Annotated in this window: 19 protein-coding genes and 1 pseudogene; 9 read left to right on the top strand and 11 right to left on the bottom strand. The window is 68.6% G+C overall.

What is annotated here, in order from left to right:
- The 5 genes and pseudogenes from SD626R_RS16615 to SD626R_RS15495 all read right to left on the bottom strand — a co-directional run.
- Nucleotides 1-169 (bottom strand): annotated as a pseudogene (locus SD626R_RS16615) (glutamate-1-semialdehyde 2,1-aminomutase); the annotation flags it as partial.
- Between the two features lie 178 nt (nt 170-347).
- Nucleotides 348-2,066: an ammonium transporter gene (locus SD626R_RS15510; RefSeq protein ID WP_092567215.1), complete on the bottom strand. Its 1,719-nt coding sequence runs from the start codon at nt 2,064-2,066 to the stop codon at nt 348-350.
- A gap of 502 nt (nt 2,067-2,568) precedes the next feature.
- Nucleotides 2,569-3,600, bottom strand: coding sequence for a DNA repair and recombination protein RadA (radA, locus tag SD626R_RS15505; protein WP_092567214.1), 1,032 nt, complete (start codon nt 3,598-3,600; stop codon nt 2,569-2,571).
- 189 nt (nt 3,601-3,789) lie between these two features.
- Nucleotides 3,790-4,290, bottom strand: a complete 501-nt coding sequence (locus SD626R_RS15500) for a TrpY family transcription regulator (RefSeq protein WP_092567213.1) — start codon at nt 4,288-4,290, stop codon at nt 3,790-3,792.
- Between the two features lie 92 nt (nt 4,291-4,382).
- Nucleotides 4,383-4,862 (bottom strand): DUF6789 family protein, encoded by a 480-nt coding sequence (locus SD626R_RS15495; protein WP_092567212.1) that lies wholly within the window; start codon nt 4,860-4,862, stop codon nt 4,383-4,385.
- A gap of 187 nt (nt 4,863-5,049) precedes the next feature.
- Here SD626R_RS15495 and SD626R_RS15490 point away from each other — a divergent pair, with 187 nt between their 5' ends.
- Nucleotides 5,050-7,284: an ATP-dependent DNA helicase gene (locus SD626R_RS15490; protein WP_092567211.1), complete on the top strand. Its 2,235-nt coding sequence runs from the start codon at nt 5,050-5,052 to the stop codon at nt 7,282-7,284.
- 3 nt (nt 7,285-7,287) lie between these two features.
- On the opposite strand, the gene SD626R_RS15485 is transcribed toward SD626R_RS15490, so the two are convergent.
- Both SD626R_RS15485 and SD626R_RS15480 read right to left on the bottom strand, forming a co-directional pair.
- Nucleotides 7,288-7,647: a DUF7473 family protein gene (locus SD626R_RS15485; RefSeq protein ID WP_092567210.1), complete on the bottom strand. Its 360-nt coding sequence runs from the start codon at nt 7,645-7,647 to the stop codon at nt 7,288-7,290.
- Nucleotides 7,648-7,707: 60 nt separating this feature from the next.
- A complete protein-coding gene (locus tag SD626R_RS15480) occupies nt 7,708-8,265 on the bottom strand; it encodes a TATA-box-binding protein (protein WP_092567209.1) in 558 nt (185 codons plus the stop codon).
- A gap of 87 nt (nt 8,266-8,352) precedes the next feature.
- On the opposite strand from SD626R_RS15480, the gene SD626R_RS15475 reads away from it, so the two are divergent.
- The 3 genes from SD626R_RS15475 (at nt 8,353) to rpiA (ending at nt 11,505) form a co-directional block, all read left to right on the top strand.
- Entirely contained in the window at nt 8,353-9,444 is a 1,092-nt protein-coding gene (locus tag SD626R_RS15475) for a THUMP domain-containing protein (RefSeq protein WP_092567208.1), read from the top strand.
- A 168-nt stretch (nt 9,445-9,612) separates the two neighbouring features.
- Nucleotides 9,613-10,740: an ORC1-type DNA replication protein gene (locus SD626R_RS15470; RefSeq protein ID WP_092567207.1), complete on the top strand. Its 1,128-nt coding sequence runs from the start codon at nt 9,613-9,615 to the stop codon at nt 10,738-10,740.
- 39 nt (nt 10,741-10,779) lie between these two features.
- On the top strand, nt 10,780-11,505 hold the full coding sequence (rpiA, locus tag SD626R_RS15465) for a ribose-5-phosphate isomerase RpiA (protein WP_092567206.1): 726 nt from the start codon (nt 10,780-10,782) through the stop codon (nt 11,503-11,505).
- A gap of 94 nt (nt 11,506-11,599) precedes the next feature.
- On the opposite strand, the gene SD626R_RS15460 is transcribed toward rpiA, so the two are convergent.
- On the bottom strand, nt 11,600-11,767 hold the full coding sequence (locus SD626R_RS15460; RefSeq protein WP_004047560.1) for a DUF1931 family protein: 168 nt from the start codon (nt 11,765-11,767) through the stop codon (nt 11,600-11,602).
- 234 nt (nt 11,768-12,001) lie between these two features.
- Between SD626R_RS15460 and larB the strand changes: the two genes are divergently transcribed.
- The 3 genes from larB (at nt 12,002) to SD626R_RS15450 (ending at nt 13,480) form a co-directional block, all read left to right on the top strand.
- Entirely contained in the window at nt 12,002-12,799 is a 798-nt protein-coding gene (gene larB / locus SD626R_RS15455) for a nickel pincer cofactor biosynthesis protein LarB (protein ID WP_092567205.1), read from the top strand.
- 138 nt (nt 12,800-12,937) lie between these two features.
- Entirely contained in the window at nt 12,938-13,090 is a 153-nt protein-coding gene (locus SD626R_RS16960; protein ID WP_176329378.1) for a DUF7563 family protein, read from the top strand.
- A 117-nt stretch (nt 13,091-13,207) separates the two neighbouring features.
- The gene (locus SD626R_RS15450; protein ID WP_092567204.1) at nt 13,208-13,480 is read left to right on the top strand and encodes a GIY-YIG nuclease family protein; all 273 of its coding nucleotides are present in this window, start codon (nt 13,208-13,210) and stop codon (nt 13,478-13,480) included.
- Between the two features lie 16 nt (nt 13,481-13,496).
- On the opposite strand, the gene hisG is transcribed toward SD626R_RS15450, so the two are convergent.
- From hisG to SD626R_RS15435, 3 genes are all read right to left on the bottom strand, one after another.
- A complete protein-coding gene (gene hisG / locus SD626R_RS15445) occupies nt 13,497-14,387 on the bottom strand; it encodes an ATP phosphoribosyltransferase (protein ID WP_092567203.1) in 891 nt (296 codons plus the stop codon).
- 892 nt (nt 14,388-15,279) lie between these two features.
- Nucleotides 15,280-15,882, bottom strand: a complete 603-nt coding sequence (rdfA, locus tag SD626R_RS15440) for a rod-determining factor RdfA (RefSeq protein ID WP_092567202.1) — start codon at nt 15,880-15,882, stop codon at nt 15,280-15,282.
- A gap of 83 nt (nt 15,883-15,965) precedes the next feature.
- Complete coding sequence (locus tag SD626R_RS15435; RefSeq protein ID WP_092567201.1) at nt 15,966-17,891, bottom strand: archaea-specific SMC-related protein; 1,926 nt, start codon at nt 17,889-17,891, stop codon at nt 15,966-15,968.
- A gap of 469 nt (nt 17,892-18,360) precedes the next feature.
- Between SD626R_RS15435 and SD626R_RS15430 the strand changes: the two genes are divergently transcribed.
- Nucleotides 18,361-18,585: a hypothetical protein gene (locus SD626R_RS15430; protein ID WP_092567200.1), complete on the top strand. Its 225-nt coding sequence runs from the start codon at nt 18,361-18,363 to the stop codon at nt 18,583-18,585.
- 83 nt (nt 18,586-18,668) lie between these two features.
- On the top strand, nt 18,669-19,075 hold a 407-nt coding region (locus SD626R_RS15425), incomplete at its 3' end, for a DEAD/DEAH box helicase family protein (protein WP_176697341.1).

Here is a 19,075-nt window from a genome sequence, read left to right as displayed (position 1 = left end):
CCATCACCCAGTCGACGTACCGGTTGCCGTCGGCGTCGATCACGTGGCCGCCGTCGCCGCGCTCGACGAAGAACGGGTGCGGCATCGTCGCCCGGACCGAGGAGTTGACCCCGCCCGGCATCACCGACAGCGCGCGGTCGTACAGCCCGCGGGAGCGCTCGTGGTTCATACCGATTGGTTTGGACGGCGGGATGAAAGTAGTTGCCGACCGCGCGACGAGACCGGCGGTCCGATGCCGATATCGACGGTGCCTGGCGCCGCGCCTCAGCGGCAGGGAGTCACTGAAAAAGGCGAGCCGAAGTCGACCGATCGATCCGTTTCCGCCGGGGCGTCAGCGCGGTGCCGGCTTACACCGCCTCCGGCCCGGTCGTGCCGGTGCGGACCTGTAGCGCGTCCTCGACCGGCATGACGAACACCTTGCCGTCGCCGGGCTCGCCGGTCTTGGCGGCGTCGGCGATCGCCTCCGCGACCTCGTCGGCCGGGATGTCGGCGACGACGACCTCCACCTTCACCTTCTGGTGGAGGTCGACCGTGAACTCCTCGCCGCGCCACTGGCCTTTCTTCGCGGGCTGTGAGCCGCGACCGGAGACGTTCGTCACGGTGAGCGAGGGGGCGTTGACCTCGGCGAGCGCCTGCTTGATGTCCCCGAGCTTGTCGGGGCGGACGACCGCGGTGACCATCTTGATCTGCGAGCCCGCCTCCTCGCCGCCGTCGGCGCGCGGGGAGTCGTCGGTGGTGTCGACCACGGCCGGACCGCCGTCGGTCGCGACGCGGTCGCCGCCGAACTCGGGGTAGGTCTCGACGCCGTGCTCGGAGATGTCGAGGCCCTCCTGTTCGTGTTCGGGCGTGACGCGGGCCTCGCCGGACAGCTTGAGGACGTACCAGACGACCGCGGTCGCGGTGAGCGTCCAGCCGCCGATGATGACGACGCCGGTCAGCTGGGCGATGAAGTGGGCGCCGACACCGGCGCTCAGCTCGCCGGGTGCGGCGACGAACGGGAACAGCAGCGTCCCGAGCACGCCCGCGCTGCCGTGGACCGGGAACACCGCGCAGACGTCGTCGATCTTGAGCGTGTCCGAGACGAACTCGAAGACGAGCGGGAGCTGTCCGCCGGCCAGCAGGCCGACGACCAGCGCGCCCCACCACGCCGTGGTGTCGGGGATGGCGGTGATGCCGACGAGCCCGGCCAGCAGGCCGTTAGCGACGTACAGCGTATCGACCTTGCCGGTGCGGAGCCACACGACGAGCCCGGCGCCGATCCCGCCGGCCGCCATCGCGATGGTGGTCCCCATCGCGACGAGGTTGAGCGTCAGCGTGTTGAACACGCCGCCGCTGACCACGGAGGCCGTCCCGACGTTGAAGCCGTACCAGCCGAACGCGAGGATGAGCGTTCCGAGGACGGCGAACGTGAGGGAGTGGCCGGGGATGACGTTCGTCGAGCCGTCCTCGGCGTAGCGGTCCATCCGCGGTCCGAGAACGGCCGCGGCCGTGAGGCCCGCGATCCCGCCCATCCCGTGGACGATCATGCCGCCGGCGAAGTCGTGGAACGCGGTCCCGGTCAGCTGCGCGACGAGCCCGTCGCCCGAGGCCGACCAGGTGAACGCGATGACCATCGGGTAGATCACGGCGGCGAGCAGGAACGTGTAGGTCACGTACGCGCGGAGCTTCGCGCGGCCGGCGACCGCGCCCGACACGATGGTCGCAGCCGTCATGGCGAACACCGCGCCGTAGAGCCAGTTGACGTACGGGCCGACCGCGCCGGCGTCGACGGCGAGTTCGCCGCCGGAGAACAGCGTCCCGGCGGCCGAGACGGGCCCGCCGGAGCCGCTCATGACGCTGGTGAACGCCGTGCCGATCAGGAAGAACACCGTCACCCCGACGCTCCACGTCAGGAGGTTCTTCGTCAGCTGGTTGGCGACGTTCTTCGAGCGGACCTGCCCGGCTTCGAGCATGGCGAAGCCCGCGTGCATGAAGAAGATAAGGAACGTCACCATCAGGATCCACGTCCCGTTCATCGCGGACGCGAACGTGCTCGGGTCGACCGTCGCGAGTACGCCGGCCGTCACGCTCCGACCACCTCAACTAAACATACGTCCTTCGAACAGCGCGTTTCGTCCGTGTTCATGTGTTGAATCACGTTTCGACAAGGAGTAATGGGAATATATAAACGTTTGACTTGAGTTTCACAAAAAATCTTGTTGATAATACTGTGTCTGTCAGATATAAGGACAGATACATTGTGTATAAGGGTGTATTCTCGATGGACTTTCCGCAATCCTTGCGATCGAATCTGACGAATGTTTTGTAGATTTACTGTCACTAAGCGTCGAATCGGTCGATCTCCGGGTCCGTGGCCCCGGGCGCGGTTGCTACTGGCGATTTTTGCCGAGGTGTTTTCCGGTAATACCTGCGCTATGGGCTTAAGCGACTGATTTCGGGCGTTTCGGTGGGTCCGAGAGAAAGTTTACGTTCGTCAACCGGATTCGCGCTCCGGTTTCCGCTCTGACGTCGCGCCGTCCGTTCGGGTTCCGATCGGTACCTGACGGGCGGATCGAAGGTACGGTTCGGCTACTCCGGTTTCAGCCCCTCGCCCTGCACGCGCATCACGGCCTCGCCGTCGGCGAGGTTCGGCGCGTCGACGAGCCGGACGATCCGCTTGTTACCCTTCGACTTGCGGAGGTACATGCGGAACGTGGAGGCGTGACCGAGGATATTGCCGCCGATCGCCTGCGTCGGGTCGCCGAAGTAGGAGTCGGGGTTCGACGCGACCTGGTTGGTGACGAGGATGGCGGTGTTGAACAGGTCGCCGATTCGCATCAGGTCGTGGAGGTGCTTGTTCAGCTTCTGCTGGCGGTCGGCGAGCTCGCCCCGACCGACGTACTCGGCACGGAAGTGGGCCGTCAGCGAGTCCACGCAGACGATCCGGATGGGCCACTCGCTCTCCTCGTGCTCGCCGGCGAGCTCCTTGGCCTTCTCCGCGAGCAGGATCTGGTGGTTGGAGTTGAACGCCTTCGCGACGTGGATCTGGTCTAAGAACGCCTCGATCAGCTCCTCCATCGCCGCCTCGTCGCTCGGGGTGCCCTCGATCTCGCGGCGCTCCATCTCGTCGGCGAGGATGTCGTCGTCGAGCCCGCGGACCATGTCGTCGATCCGCTCCGGGCGGAACGTGTCCTCGGAGTCGACGAAGATACACCCGCCGTCGAGGCCGCCGTGCTCCGGAGGGAGCTGGACGTTGACGGCCATCTGGTGGGTCACCTGCGACTTCCCGGACCCGAACTCGCCGTACACCTCGGTGATCGACTGCGTCTCGATCCCGCCGCCGAGCAGGTCGTCGACCTCGTCGATCTGCCAGGAGAGTTTCCCGATCTCCTCGCGGCGTTCGAGCACGGTCGCGCCCGTCTCGAAGCCGCCGACGTCGGCGGCCTCGCGGGCGGCGTTGATGATGTCGCTGGCGGACGACTCGCCGATGTCCGCGGTGTTCGACATCTCGCCGGGACTGGCGACGGCGATCGACTGGTAGCTCTCGAACCCGTTCTCGACGAGCTTGTCCGCGGTCGCTGGGCCGACTCCGGGGAGATCCTCGAGTTCGTCTTCAGGCATGTACACCACCCTTGTTCGCCATCCGGTATAAAGACTGGTTTACACCCGGGTGAAAGTGAAAGCTGCGCCGGCGACCCGCTCGGCGGTGCGTCCGCATCCTCCGTAAGAGTCCGCACGAGAACGGGCCGTCGCCCCGCGGGCGAAACTGGTCGGTCGGCGTCGCCGACGCGGCTCGCGCCGGCCGCGCGGTCAGAACCCCACGCGGCGGACGTAGCCGAGCTCGCGGATCTCGACGAGCAGTTCGCCGGGAAGCTCCGCGTCGGTGATCACGTACAGCTTCGGGTCGTCGGTGAACTCTGGGTCCTCGCTCAGCACCTGCCGGATCGAGACGCCGTGGTCGGCGAGGACGCCGGTCACCTCGGCGACGATCCCGGCCTCGTCGGCGGCGGCGACCTCGATCGTGAGGACGGTGAGGTCGAGGACCGGCGCCAGGTCCATCAGGCTCGGCACCGACGAGATGTTGGTGAAGATGCGCTTCAGCTCGGGGTCGTCCAGGATCGCGTCCGTCGTCGAGTCGACCACCCGCCGGTCGACGTCGAGTTCGCGCGCGATCCCCGTGTACGGGATCTCGATCCCGCCGGAGACGACGCGTCCCTCCTCGTTGACGGAGAAGCCGCGCTCTAAGAACAGCCGGATGACGGCCTGCTGGCTCGGTGACCCCTCGAACTTCTCGAGGATCTCGTCGAACATTCGTTACTACGGCCGGTGACGGCGCGTCGGTATAAATCAGGGTGCGTCCGAACGACGCGGCGTCGCGCCCGCCGGGGCGCCCGCGACGCCGATCAGTTGGCGATGCTCGCGTACGCCCCGCCGAGCACGGCCCCGTACGCGAGGTGACCGATCGCGCTCATCGCGCTGACGTTGGGAAGCGGCGGGTTCGCGGGGGAGCCGACCGCGGAGAGCCAGAGCGGCATCACGATCACGGCGAGGCCGACCCAGACGACAAGTCCGTAGGCCGCGCCGGCGCCGAGGGAGTTCCCGGCGCTCTCCCCGATCGAGGGTTTCAGTCCGACAAGCGCGGCGAAGCCGACGCCGAGGACCGCGCCGTGGGCCATGTGGATCACCCAGCCGACGAACGGCGCCGCCGGCGGCGCGAGCCCGTACATCGACGGGATCACCACCTCCAGCAGCGGGGCGGGGATCACGTACGTCATCAGGAGTCCGAAGACGGCGCTCCCGGCGAGCCCGCCGCCGACGCCCGCCTTCCAGTCGCCCGTTCCGGTCAATACGTCGCTCGTCGCTGTCGCGGTTTCGGTCGCCATGACGCTTCGGCGGTGGCGCGAAAACCGGTAATATATGCTGGTTACGTGCGTCCGCGACGCACGTTCCCCGAACGTATATGACGCCGCTGTACCGAGTCTGTTCGGCGCTCTCCGTCTCGCGGCGCCGCCGGACCACTTTCGCCGCGGCACCCCACCCCTTTTAGCCGGTGGCGACGAACTCCGGTCCGTGTCAGAGCCGCCGCATCTGCGGTTCTTCCCGTACGAGGAGCCGTATCCGAACCAGCGCGAGGCGATGGACAGGATCGCCAACGCGCTGGACCGGGGACAGGACGTGCTGTTCGAGGGGGCGCCCGGGACGGGGAAGACCCTCTCCGCGCTCGTGCCCGCCCTAGAGCACGCTCGCGAGCACGACCGGACGGTCGTGATCACGACCAACGTCCACCAGCAGATGCGGCAGTTCGTCGAGGACGCCCGCGCGATCACCCGCGAGGAGCCCATCCGCGCGGTCGTCTTCAAGGGAAAGTCGTCGATGTGCCATATCGACGTCGACTACCAGGAGTGCCAGACCCTCCGGGACACCACCCGCGAGATGGTCGAGACGGAGAGCGAGGTCCGCGAGCTGGAGTCGCGCCAGCGCGAGCTGCTGGCCGAGAGCCGCGAGGGCGACGCGGGCGCCGCGGAGGCCCGCGAGGCGATCATGGACGAGCTCGACGAGCTGGAGGCGGAGATCGACGAGTACGAGACCGCGAACGTCTGCGCCCACTACCGGAACAACCTCGTCGAGGACACCGAGGAGTTCTTCGGGTGGCTGTTCGAGGACGTCCGCACCCCCGAGGACGTGTACGCGTACGCGGACGAGCGAGAGCTCTGCGGCTACGAGCTGCTCAAGGAGGGGATGGAGGGGGTCGACCTCGTCGTCTGTAACTACCACCACCTTCTCGACCCGAACATCCGCGAGCAGTTCTTCCGGTGGATCGACCGCGACCCCTCGGAGATAATCACGGTCTTCGACGAGGCCCACAACGTCGAGGACGCCGCCCGCGACCACGCCACCCGCACCCTCACGGAGACCACGCTCGACGCCGCCCTCGAAGAACTCGCCGACAGCGACGACTCCCGCGCCGAGGCCGCCGAGAACGTCGTCGGCGCGTTCCGCGACGCCTTAGTCGAGACGTACGACGACGCGCTCGGCTTCGGCGGGCGCGAGTCGGTCGGCGAGAGCTGGGAGGATCTCTCCGTCGCCAACGACGACCGGCGCGACGACCTCACGCTCGCGTTCCTCCGCAGCTACGAGGGGAAGGGGATCGACACGGAGACCGAACTCGCCGTCCAGCTGGGACAGGCGTTAGACGAGGAGTACGAGCGCCGCTACCGCGACGGCGAGACGACGACCCGGACCGAGTGTCAGACCCTGCAGGTCGCCCGGTTCGTCTCGACGTGGATGGACGAGGGGACCGAACTCGGCCAGTACCCGGTCGTCTCCGTGCGCCGCGACGGCGCCACCGACGAGGTGTACGGCCGCGCGGAGCTGTACACCTGTATCCCGCGCCAGGTGACCGAGGAGCTGTTCGGCGAGGTCGCCGCCTCGGTGCTGATGAGCGCCACGCTCCGCCCCTTCGACGTCACGGAGGACGTGCTCGGGCTGGAGAACGCCGCGTCGCTCGCGTACGAGATGGGCTATCCGGAGGAGAACCGGCGAACGTTCGCGGTCGACACGCCGCCGCTGTTCGCCTCCGAGCGCAACGATCCGGAAACGCAGGAGACGGTGTCGTCGGTGCTGCGCGACGCGATCCGATTCACCCCGGGCAACACGCTCGCCTTCTTCCCCTCCTACGCCGAGGCCGAGCGCTACTACGAGCGGCTCGGCGGCTCGGCGGGGGCCGGCACCGACACGGGCGGGACCGATGTCGGCGCCGGCGACGGCCTCGCGGGCGCCGACCTCGGCTCCCTCTACCTCGACGGTCCCGGCGAGGACGAGGAGGAACTGCGTCAGACGTTCGTCGAGAGCGACGACGCCGCGCTGTTCACCTCGCTGTGGGGCACGCTCGCCGAGGGCGTGAGCTTCGACGCCGACGACGCCCGGACGGTGGTGGTCGTCGGCGTCCCCTACCCGCACCTCTCCGACCGGACGGAGGCCGTCCAGGACGCGTACGACCGGGCGTTCGCCGACCGCGACCGCGCCCGAGACCCCGGCTGGGCGTACGCGGTCGAGATCCCGACGATCCGCAAGACCCGGCAGGCGATCGGGCGCGTCGTCCGCGGCCCGGACGACTTCGGCGTCCGGATCCTCGCCGACCGCCGGTACACGACCGCCGACATGGGGAAGTACTCGGTCCGGGGCGCGTTCCCGGCGGAGGAGCGCGACGAGCTGCTCGACGTCGATCCGGAGAAGCTGAAGTTCGCGATGCTGAACTTCTACGGCGACCACGACGCGTACGACGGGGCGCCGCCGGAGCCCTGAGTTCTACCCCGGCATCGTCGCCAGCAGCGCCGTGACGCCGAACAGCACAATGGTGAGCAGCGTCGTGATCACGGCGTGAATCACGGTCATCACAGCGACGACCCGGCGGGGCTGGTCGTAGCTCCACGTGAACATCACGCCGTCGACGAGCAGCGCCGCGGGGAGGAGCAGCGCCTCCGAGACGGCGAACGCCCCGCCGACGACGCCGATCACCGCCGGGAGCGGGCCGACGTAGAGCGCGCGACGCGGGTCGACGTCGCCGAGGACGTTCCGGGCGGCGAGGTGTGCGGTCACGGAGAGGAACAGCGCGAACAGGAGGGTGGTCCCCAGCACCGTGATGGGCGTCACCGTCTGTAGGAGCATACCCCGGCTACGGGACGGCGGGTAAAAGTGGTCGCGGGATCGACTCGCGCGAGACCGCCGTCAGGCGAGCAGCCCGAGGCCGTCCAGCTCCTCGACGATCACGTCGACGGCGGCCGCCGCGTCGTCCGGGCTCGTCCCGCCCGTGACGACGAGCTTTCCGCTGCCGAACAGCAGCGCCACGACGTCCGGCTCGTCGAGCCGGTAGACGAGCCCGGGGAACTGCTCCGGCTCGTACTCGATGTGTTCGAGCCCGAGCCCGATCGCGATGGCGTTGAGGTTGAGGCTCTCGCCGAGGTCGGCGGACGTGACGATGTTCTGGACCGTGATCTCCGGATCTCCGACCGGGATGTCGAGCGCGCGGAGCTCGTCGAACACGATGGCGAGGCTCTCGTGGACGGCGTCGATCGAGTTCGCTCCGGTGCACACGATCTTCCCGGACCGGAAGATCAGCGCGGCCGATTTGGGCTCTGTGGTGCGGTAGACGAGCCCGGGGAACTGCTCGGGGTCGTAGTCGGCGCCCTCCAGATCCATCGCGACGCTCTGGAGATCGAGCTCCTGCCCGATCCCCGTGGAGGCAACGACGTTCTCGATCGTGATCGTCTCCTTCGGATCGGCCATTACTACCAACACGATCGGTTGAATCGCTTAAAAAGGTGCGTGGTCGGAACCGCTATCCTCTTGCGAGCGGCTCCCCGATTCCGGGGCGTGTACTGGCTCGAACTCGCCGGGGAGACGGACGCGTTCGCCGCCCGCGAGGCCGCGACCGCCGCGACCGGCGTGGCGCTGCTCGCCCCCGGGGTCGCGAGCGCCGGGAGCGTCGGTCTCGCGGGCGGCGTCGAGGTCGGCGGCGGTGCTCCGAGCGACGGGGACGGCGGCGCCGCGGTCCGCCGGCTGGCCTACACTCGGGCCGCCCACGAGGCGATCGCGCGCACCGACGCCGACCTCGACGCCGCCGTCGCCGCGCTGGAGGCGGCGCCCCTCGACCGCTCGGGCGCGGTCGCGGTGCGGGCCCGGAACGTCCGGAACACCGCGGGCGTCTCGACGACCGACGCCGAGCGCGCCCTCGGGAGCGTCCTCGTCGACCGCGGGTTCGACGTCGACCTCGACGACCCCGACCACGTGCTGCGCGCGCTGTTCGCCGCGGGCGAGCGCACCGCTCACGACGCGGTCCCCGGCGCCGACGGCGGCGACGCGTCGGTCTGCGCGCTGGGTTGGGTCGCGGTCGAGGCCGCCCGCGACTTCGCCCCGAAGCCGACGGACCGCCCGTTCTTCCAGCCGGGGAGCATGGCGCCGGCCGACGCCCGGGCGTACGCCAACCTCGCGGGCGCCGCCCCCGGTCGGACCGTGCTCGACCCGATGTGCGGTACCGGCGGGCTCCCGCTCGAAGCCGGGCTCGTCGGGAGCGACGCGATCGCCTGCGACGCCCAGCGGAAGATGGTCCGCGGGACCCGCGAGAACCTCCGGGAGTTCGTGGGTGTCGCCTCCGACGGCTCCGCCCCCGACTGGCACGTCGCTCGCGGCGACGCCACCGCCCTCCCGCTCCGGGACGACGCGGTCGACGGGGTCGCCTTCGACGCCCCGTACGGCCGCCAGTCGAAGGTCGCCACCCACGAACTCGCCGACCTCGTCTCGGGCGCGCTCGCCGAGGCCGCTCGGGTCGCGCCGCGCGCCGTGATGGTCGGCGACCGCGACTGGCGCGGGCCGGCGCGCGCGGCGGGCTGGACGGTCGACGCCGCCTTCGAGCGCCGTGTTCACCGGTCGCTCACCCGCCACGTGCTGGTGCTCGACCGGGCGTGACCGCGGTCTCTCCCGGGGCGCGATCGGTCCGAGACCGCCGCGATCGCACCGTCCCGAGAGTGAACGCCTGGTCGGCGAGAACCGACGGTTGAGGGTCGCAGTCGACGAGTTTCAGTTTCACCGCCCCCGCGGGCAACGGTTAAGTGGACGGCCTGTCGTGGTGTTCACATGACCGGGGACGCCGGCGGCGACATGCTCTCGTGGGACGAGTCGGTGTTCCGCGACGAGTCGGTGTTCGAGATCGACCACGTCCCCGAGACGTTCCGCCACCGCGAGAGCCAGCTTGAGAGCTTGAAATACGCGCTCCGGCCCGCGGTGCGCGGCTCCCGCCCGCTCAACACGATGGTGCGCGGCCCGCCCGGCACCGGAAAGACCACCGCGGTCCAGAAGCTGTTCGGCGAGCTCGGCGCCCGGACCGACGTCCGGACGGTCCGCGTCAACTGCCAGGTCGACTCGACGCGCTATGCGGTGTTCTCGCGGCTGTTCGAGGGGATATTCGACTACGAGCCGCCCTCCTCCGGGATCTCGTTCAAGAAGCTGTTCGGCCAGATCACCGACCGGCTCGTCGAGGAGGACGACGTGCTCGTCGTCGCCCTCGACGACGTGAACTACCTCTTCTACGAGAACGAGGCCTCCGACACCCTCTACTCGCTGCTTCGCGCCCACGAGGCGCACTCGGGCGCGAAGATCGGCGTCATCGTCGTCTCCTCCGACCTGGGGCTCGACGTGATCGACGACCTCGACACCCGCGTGCAGTCGGTGTTCCGCCCCGAGGAGGTGTACTTCCCCGTCTACGACGCGACAGAGATCTACGACATCCTCTTCGAGCGCGCGAAGCGCGGCTTCCACGACGGCGTCATCGGCGACGCCGAGCTGGAGCGCGTCGCCGACCGCACCGCCGAGAGCGGCGACCTCCGGGTCGGGATCGACCTGCTCCGCCGCGCCGGGCTGAACGCGGAGATGCGCGCCTCGAAGACGATCGCCGAGGAGGACGTGGAATCGGCGTACGAGAAGTCGAAGCACGTCCACCTCTCGCGGTCGCTTCGCGGCCTCTCGGCGTCCGAGCGCGCCCTCGTCCGCGTGCTCGCGGAGAACGACGGCGAGCGCGCCGGCGCGGTGTACGAGGCGTTCTACGAGGAGACCGACCTCGGCTACACCCGCTACTCCGAGATCATCAACAAGCTCGACCAGCTCGGCGTGATCGAGGCCGAGTACGCCGACGTGGAGGGCCGCGGCCGCTCCCGCGAGCTCTCCCTCGCGTACGACGCCGAGGCGGTGTTGGACCGGCTGGAGTAGCCCGACGCCTTTTCAACGGCTCCGCACGCAGTCGACTCCATGAAGACGAGCGGCGGCAGCGACGCGGCGAAGCGACGCGCCGGCGAGTCGGCGGCGGCGGCGGTCGACGACGGCGAGGTGGTCGGGCTCGGGACGGGCTCGACCGCGGCCCACGCGGTCCGGCGGCTCGGCGAGCGAGTCGACGCGGGGCTGGACGTGCGCGGGGTTCCGACCTCGTTCGCGACCCGCGAGCTCGCCGCCGACCGCGGGATCCCCCTGCTCGACCTCGACGAGGCGGTCGGGCCCGACGCGCCCGGGGTCGACCTCGCGATCGACGGGGCGGACCAGGTCGCGGTCGGCCGCGGCGGGGAACCGACCGCCGGCGCCCTGATCAAGGGCGGCGGCGCGGCGCACGCCCGCGAGAAACTGGTCGACGCCGCGGCCGACCGCTTCCTCGTCGTCGCCGACCCTTCGAAGGAGACGCCGGTCCTCGACCGGGCCGTCCCCGTCGAGGCGCTCCCCGCCGGACGGACCGCGGTCGCCGAGGCGGTGCGGGCGGCCGGCGGCGAGCCGACCCTCCGCCGCGCCGAGCGGAAGGACGGGCCGGTCGTCACCGATAACGGGAACCTCGTGCTCGACTGCGCGTTCGGCGAGATCGGGGAGCCGGCGGCGCTCGCGGCCACCCTCTCGGCGACGCCGGGCGTCGTCGAGCACGGGCTCTTCGTCGACCTCGCCGACGAGGTACACGTCGGCACGGAGTCCGGAGTCCGGGTGTGCACGCGCTGACGCAGCGGGAGGGGGACGCTCGGCCGATTCGCCGGACGCGCCGCTCACCGGTCGACGCGCGGTCAAAAAATCGGGGTCGGGAGTCGCGTCCGCCTTAGAGGTCGCGCGGCTGGACCGTCTTCCGGTCGTTGGCCTCGGCGCGGCGCGCGGCGTCTTCGAGCAGCTCGTCCACTTCGTCGTCCAGCGCGTCGTAGAAGTCCGAAGCGACGTTCTTGTCGTCCAGGGCTTCCTTGACGGCCGCTTTGACAATAAGGTCTGCCATGCAGACGGTGGTACCCGTCGACAGTTAATAAGAGTTCCTGAATTTGCCCGCGAGGGGCTCCCTGCGGCCCGTTCGCGAGGGGTTCCTGAAACGCTTCCTTATAAACTTTGTGAGAACGCCGCCGATCGGGAGCCGGATTCGGATCCCCGGCCCCGGCGGATCGGTCCTCGAATCGCCTCTCCCCGCCCGGCCCGGACCGACAGGTTCGACCGCTTCCAACTCCGACGGACGGTCATGCGCGACACGCTGGAGGCGCTCGACGCCGGCGAGATCGGCGTGGCGGAGGCCGAATCGCGGCTCGCGGGCTACGCCACGACCGCGGCCGGTCGGTTCGACGCCGCCCGCGAGCACCGGCGAGGGATCCCCGAGGCGATCCTCGCCGAGGGGAAGACCCCGGCCGAGGTCGCGGCGCTGGCGACGACCGCGGTCGAAACGACCGGGCGGGCGCTCGTCACCCGGGTCGACGCCGAGGACGCGGACGCGATCCGGGCGGCCGTGGCGGACCTCGAACTCGGTGCCGGGGGCGACGCCCCGGCGTCACCCGATCCCTCCGTCGACCACGACGAGCGGGCCGGGACCGTCGTCGTCCACGCGGTCGACTCCGATCCGCCCGCGCTCGACGCGACGGTCGCGGTCGTCGCGGCCGGCACCGCGGACGCGGCGATCGCGGGCGAGGCGGCGGTCGTCGCCCGCGAGATCGGAGCGACCGTCGACCGCGTCGACGACGTCGGCGTCGCGAACCTCGACCGGATCTTAGACCAGCGCGACCGGATCCGCGAGGCCGACGCCGTCGTGGTCGCCGCGGGTCGCGAGGGGGCGCTCCCGACGGTCGTCGCCGGACTCGTCGCGGCGCCGGTGATCGCGCTCCCGGTGTCGACGGGGTACGGCGTCGGCGGCGAGGGCGTCGCCGCGCTCCACGGGGCGCTCCAGTCCTGCTCGGTCCTGACGACCGTGAACGTCGACGCGGGCTTCGTCGCCGGCGCGCAGGCGGGGCTGATCGCCCGCGCGGTCGACGCGGCGCGGCGCGACTGATCGCCGGTCTCGGCGAGCCCGCCGACACCCGTCTCACGGCGGGGGTTTATACGTGATTTTCCGGAATCTGGTGGGGGTGAGAAAGGGTATTTGTTCGTCGAACACCTACGGATCTTTGCCGGTGAACGCCGGTACCGAATGCCACGCTGTGACCACTGCGGGTCGCACGTCTCGGACCGTTTCGCACGCGTCTTCACGGACGAGTACGGCGACCTGAACGCCTGTCCGGACTGCTCCGCGAACGCCGGGATCGCCGAGGTCTCCCGGGAGCGCGCCCGCACCGGAGACTGAATCGGTCGATCCCGTCGCACCGCCGCGGCCGACCGGGTTCGCGCCCCCGACGCGTCCGGCGCTTCCGACCGCGCCGAGACCGTCAGGTATTCCTCGCGCCCGCGCCGACCGGTCGCCGTGTCGACGCCGAGCCCGGACTCGCCGCACCACGTGTACGTGATCGAGTGCGCGGACGGGACGCTGTACACCGGCTACACGACCGACATCGAGCGGCGCGTCGCCGAGCACGACGCCGGGGAGGGCGCGAAGTACACCCGGGGGCGGACCCCCGTGACGCTCCGGCACGTCGAGTCGTTCGACTCGAAGTCGGCGGCGATGTCGCGCGAGCACGAGGTCAAGTCGCTCACCCGCGCGGAGAAGGAGGCGTTGATCGATTACGAGGGCGACTGAAGAGCCGGAATATCGGCTATTCGACCAACCGCTCGATCTCGGTGACCAGGATGCCGCTCGCGCCGACGGCCTTCAGCTCCGAGATGGTCGCGAACACGTCGCGCTCCTCGACGACGGCGTGGACCGCCACCATCCCGTTGCCGTCCTCGTCGGCCTCCACGTTCATCACCGTCGGGCCGCCGAGCCCGGGGATCACGTCTTTCACCTCGTCGAGCCGCTCCGTCGGGGCGTTCATCATCAGGTAGCGTCGGCCGTCGGCCGCGAGCACCGACTCGAAGGCGGTCAGCACCTGTTCGACCTTCGCGTCGTCGACGACGTCCGGCCGCGCGAACAGCCGTACCGAGGACGCGAGCACGTCGTCGATCATGGCGAGGCGGTTCACCTTCAGCGTCGTCCCCGTCGAGGTGATGTCGACGATGGCGTCGGCCATGTCGACGTGGGGGGTCAGCTCTGTCGCGCCCGTCACGGTGACCACGTCGGCGTCGACGCCGACACGGTCGAGGTAGTCGCGCGTGACGTTCGGGAACTCGGTGGCGACCGTCCCGCCGGCGAGGTCCGCGACGGTCGCGACCTCGCCGTCCTCCGGCGCCGCGAGGACGAGCTTGCAGGAGCCGTACCCCAAGTCGAGCAGGTCGACGAGGTCGCCGTCGGCCGCCGCGCTCGCGGCGTCGGCGACGCCGCCGGACTCCGAGGCCTGATCGAGCCCCGTGATCCCGAGGTCGGCCGCGCCGTCGCGGACGTACTCGGGGATGTCGGCCGCCCGCGCGAACAGCACCGTCACGTCGGGGTCGACGGTGTCGGCGTACAGCTGGCGATCGGCGGTTTCCTCGACGTGAAGCCCCGCGCGCTCCAACAGCGAGAGCGTCGGGTCGTGCAGGCGGCCCTTGTTGGGGACGGCGATGCGCATACGGACAGCGTCGCGGGGGGAGCGGGAAACGTTTTCGTCCGCCGGGCGGGGAGCGTTCAGACGCGCCCGCTCCGTCCGAAGGCGAACGGTCCGACCTGCCCGTCCGCACCCTCCGCTCCGATAGCGCCGAAACATACGAAAGCCGATTATTTTCTCATAATATACTATACGGTACATTTAGAGCGGTCCGGTCTCCGTGCCGAACCTCCCCGAGGCCGCGGTCGTGCTCGCGACGAGCTCGGTGGGTCGCAATCGCACTGCCCACGGGAGGGGTCGCGCGGTCGGTGTCGCGTCTGTGATGCTCCGGCAAAACCGATCGGCGGTCACGTCCTTTCTCGCCGACCCAAGCGGTGCGCGCGACAAGTCCTCGGAATTGAGACCGATCGCGCTCTAGCGACCGCGCGGGATTCGGACGCCGATCGATTTCCGGCCGTAACAACCTCAATGTGAACGACGGGCCCTCCCTGGCTACTGGTGTATATCAAAAAATACAGTAATATTCGAAGCTGTTATTTAGGCAGACGAAGCCGATTATCGATCGATCTCAACGGCCGCGGTGTCATCTCTCAGTTCACGAACTCCGCGTCGATCTCGTTTGAACGGCCGCTGAGGCGATCGCGTTCGGATACGAACGGGTCAAAGACGTCTCGTCACGTTTTCAGTTTTCGCTTGAACGTCGGCCGTTCCGCCCCGGCGACTTCGAGGAGCTATCGGTCGATTCGGGCCATCGAGAAACCGAACTCGAACGAGCCGCGACGGTCGGACGTCGGAGACGCTACGACGCGGATCAGAGAGTCGCGCACGGACCTCAGAAATATTCGAGAAATTACTATTCCAGTTTAGTATCAGATATTTTCGTCAAAAGGCGACCACCTGCATTCAGTACGGCCGTTTAAGGCGAACAGTCGCACCCGCCTTCTCGAACGAGTTCGGTGACGGATCGGTCGGTCCCACACGCGGAGCAGACCGCCCTGACGTCCACGAGAACGTCGTAATCGTCCCGATCGAGCTCCTCGGCCGCGGCGAGCGAGGAGATCGCCGATTCGGTGACCGCCGTGAGCCGTCCCTGAAGCTTCTCGATCGATTCGATCTTCCGTTCACCTCGATCCCGTTCGTCTTCGGGTAAGCTCGCCTCACGATCCCGTTTCAGATACGTGTGGATGGCCTGGTGCGTGACGAAGTCCGACTCCAACGCGTCGATGTCGACGCCTTCCCTTTCGAGTCGCCGCCGCGCCCGCGTCGCGTCCGGGTCCGTCGCCTCCGACAGCGCCTCGTACGTCCCGGCCACCTCGAACTCCAGCGGAGCGGATCCGGCCTCACGCAACGCCGCCTCCAATACGGCCTCGTTGAACTCGGTCGCGAGGTCTCGTAAGCTGGTTCGATCGCCCGTCTGACCGGTCCACGCGGCCTCCAAACGGCTGCCCATCCCCGTGAGGTCGTACGCATCGATCACCCGAGCGACCTTCGTCCGGCGTCCGTCGGTTGAGTCCGACATACGCGCACTTTACGCGGCGACATTACAAATATATCGTTGTAACATCGGGCGGTGCTATTATCAGGTCGGAGCGACCGGACGAGCTAGTTGATGTCGGTCACGTACTCGTACTCGTCGGACAGCGCCGCGGCGTCTTCCGGTAGCAGCGCCGTGATCAGGTACTCCGTGTGATCCCGGAAGTATCCGACGACGCGTGCGATCCGGTCGGAGTCTATCGCTTCGAGCGAGTCGAGCAGGATGAACGGCACCGTTTCGGCGACGTCGTGGACCAGGTAGCCGGCGAGCGCGAACACCAGTCCCGTGACCTCCCGCTCGCTCTCCGAGAGGTGGTCGATCCGGTCTTCGTAGGCGCTCCCGTCCGTCGTCGACCGGACGACGTGGAGATCGAAGCGAGTCCGCGTCACCTTTCGGCGCCCCTCGCGCACGTCGGTCTCGCGCCGCTCGATCCAGATGCGGTCGAGGTTGTCGTACGCCAAGATATCGAGCACCGTCGACATGTGTTCGTTGAACTCGTCGACCGCCTCTTCCTCGATCCGATCGACGCGCGTTCGGAGGTCCGCGAGCCGATCGCTGATCTTGTCGCGCTCGGCGGCGACCTCGTCACGCGTTTCGATCGCGGCCTCACGCTCCGCGACCTCGTCCTTGATGTCCGCGAGCTGGGACTCCAGCCGGTCGATCCGGAGTTCGATCTCGTTGATCTCGCGGTGGAGTTCGAGCGCCTCGTCGTGGTTATCGATCTCGATCTCCTCGGCCGTCGACTCGTACTCCTCGACGGTCGACCGCTGATCGGCGATCTCCGTTTCGAGCTCGGAGACCCGATCTCTGGCGGTTTCGAGGTCCGACGTGACCTCCCGGAGCCGACGCTCCGTCCGCTCGCGCTTCGACCGTCGCTCTCGGATCGACGACCGCCTCTCGGTCAGCTCGTCGATCTCGGAGCGAACCTCGCTGCGCTCGTCGAGCTTCTCCGATCGGAGGTCGCGGAGGCGGTCGAGCGTATCCTCGATCTGATCGGTCTGCACCGTCGATCCGCAGGTCCAGCACGTGGCCTGTCCGTCGTCGAGGAGCGCCTCGGTCGGATCGGCGGTCTCGCCGAGTTCGATCGCCTCCCCTTCCAGCATCTCCTGATTGAAGCTGATGACGCTACCCAGCTCGTTGACGGTCCGGTCGAGCGAGCGCTTTCGCTCTCGGAGTTCGTCGATCCGACCCGCGAGCTCGTCGGCGTCGTCGGTCGTCCCCTCCGTTTCCTCCAGCGTCGACTCGAGCTCCTCCCGCTCTGTCTCCAGCCGTTCGATGGTGGACCGCTCGGTCTCCAGATCGAACTCCAGGTCCTTCAGGTCGGAGCGGGCGTCACGGACGCGCTGAAACGCCTCCTCGAGTTCCCGTTTCTGCGAGCGGCTCTCCTCGACGCCCGCGTCCAGCTCCTCTAGCGCCGCCCGCTTCGCTTCGAGCTCCTCGCGGGCCGCCGACAGCTCGGCTTCGATCTCCTTGCGCTCGGTCTCCAGCTCTGGCAGCTCCTGTTTCAACTCGTCGAGCTCGTCGATTTCGGCTTCGAGCTCGTCCCGCTCCCGCTTGCACGCCTCGATCTCCGCCTCGATGCGTTCCGTGTCGATCGGACGCATGATGATCTCTCGGAGGTCGTCACCGCGAGCTACCGCGCGGCGAGCCTCGTTGTTCTCGAGCAGGAACGCGAACAGGTCGGCGAGCTCCGGGTCTTCGAGATACGGGTCACCGCCGAACGCGATTCCACCGCCGCTTCGCTTCAGGGTGCGAGTGTACGTCTCGTCTCCGATCTCCAGCGTCACGGCCCCCTCGTCGGCGTCGCCTTTCAACGACGCTCGCTCGCTCCCGAGCCCCGCCATCACCGCCTGGAGGAACGAGGTCCGATTCGTCGCGTTCCGTCCGGTGAGAACCGAGACACCGGGAGGCAACGTCACCGCTGCCTCGTCGATACCGCCGATGTTGTGTACCTCGACACGGGTGCGCGGCAGCGAGACGGCGTCGGTCGACATAACAGATCGGTCGAGGATGTTCTAAATAAATCTATCTCTCGGCCACGCGGCGCACGATGCGCGCGACCGACGGAGCGGCCGCGTTCGAAACCGACGGTCGGCTCGACTGTTCCGCCCGCCGCGGGCCACGTAATCCGACTACACGGGAATTACACTCCGACCACACGCGAATCACACCGACGACGCCCGACTCGTTCTCACGGTCGTTCGCCGCTCGACCGAGTGAGGCCGCGTACATACCTGATCTACATATATAATCGAAAATTGATATTACGGGTGGTCACGAGCACCGAGACGGCGACGGATAGCCCGTCCGATCGATGTCGAGGCGAGCCACCGGACGGGGACGCACAGTCATTGCAACCCCCCGGACCGCCTGTTTCCGACACGGGTTCGGCCCGGGAGGCACTGACTGCACCCGGGCGCGTCACGAGAGCTACCACCCCGCCGCGATCAGATTCTCGGTGTCATGAACCCCCTCTCGGACCGCCTCGCCGACTACTGCGATCCGGACCCGCGAGCGGCGCTGGCCACCCTCGTGGGGTCCGCGTTCACGCTGGCGATGCTCGCTCCGATAGCCGACCTCGCGAACCCGTACCACCTGTTCGGCGCCGCCGGAACGGCGTTCGCGTTCCTCGTCTCGGTGGCCGTGCTCGCAGACTGCCGGCGTCGACGGAGAACGTCGGGCGACTGACCGTCGGAGGCAGTGACTCCCGCCGGCGCTCCCCGGACCGCGGGCGCGCCGCTCAAGTGTCTCGCCGCCCAACGACGCGTATCGTGAGCGACGCCGACTCCCCCCTCTCGGAGGACCGCCCGACCGTCGACCGCCCCCTCCGCGTCGACGCTCCGTTCGAGCCCGCGGGCGACCAGCCCGAGGCGATAGAGCAGCTCGTCGAGGGGTTCGAGTCGGGCGCCGACAAGCAGACGCTGCTCGGCGTGACGGGGTCCGGGAAGACGAACACCGTCTCGTGGGTCGCCGAGGAGCTGGACCAGCCGACACTCGTCTTAGCCCACAACAAGACGCTCGCGGCCCAGCTGTACGAGGAGTTCCGCGAGCTGTTCCCGGACAACGCCGTCGAGTACTTCGTCTCCTACTACGACTACTACCAGCCGGAGGCGTACGTCGAGCAGACGGACACGTTCATCGACAAGGAGATGTCGATCAACGAGGAGATCGACCGCCT

The sequence above is a fragment of the Halorubrum sp. SD626R genome (assembly GCF_001261915.1).
In the GTDB taxonomy this organism is placed as follows: Archaea; Halobacteriota; Halobacteria; order Halobacteriales; family Haloferacaceae; genus Halorubrum.
The sequence above is the reverse complement of the archived record's forward strand: the minus strand, read 5'-3'. Positions and strand labels throughout refer to the sequence as shown.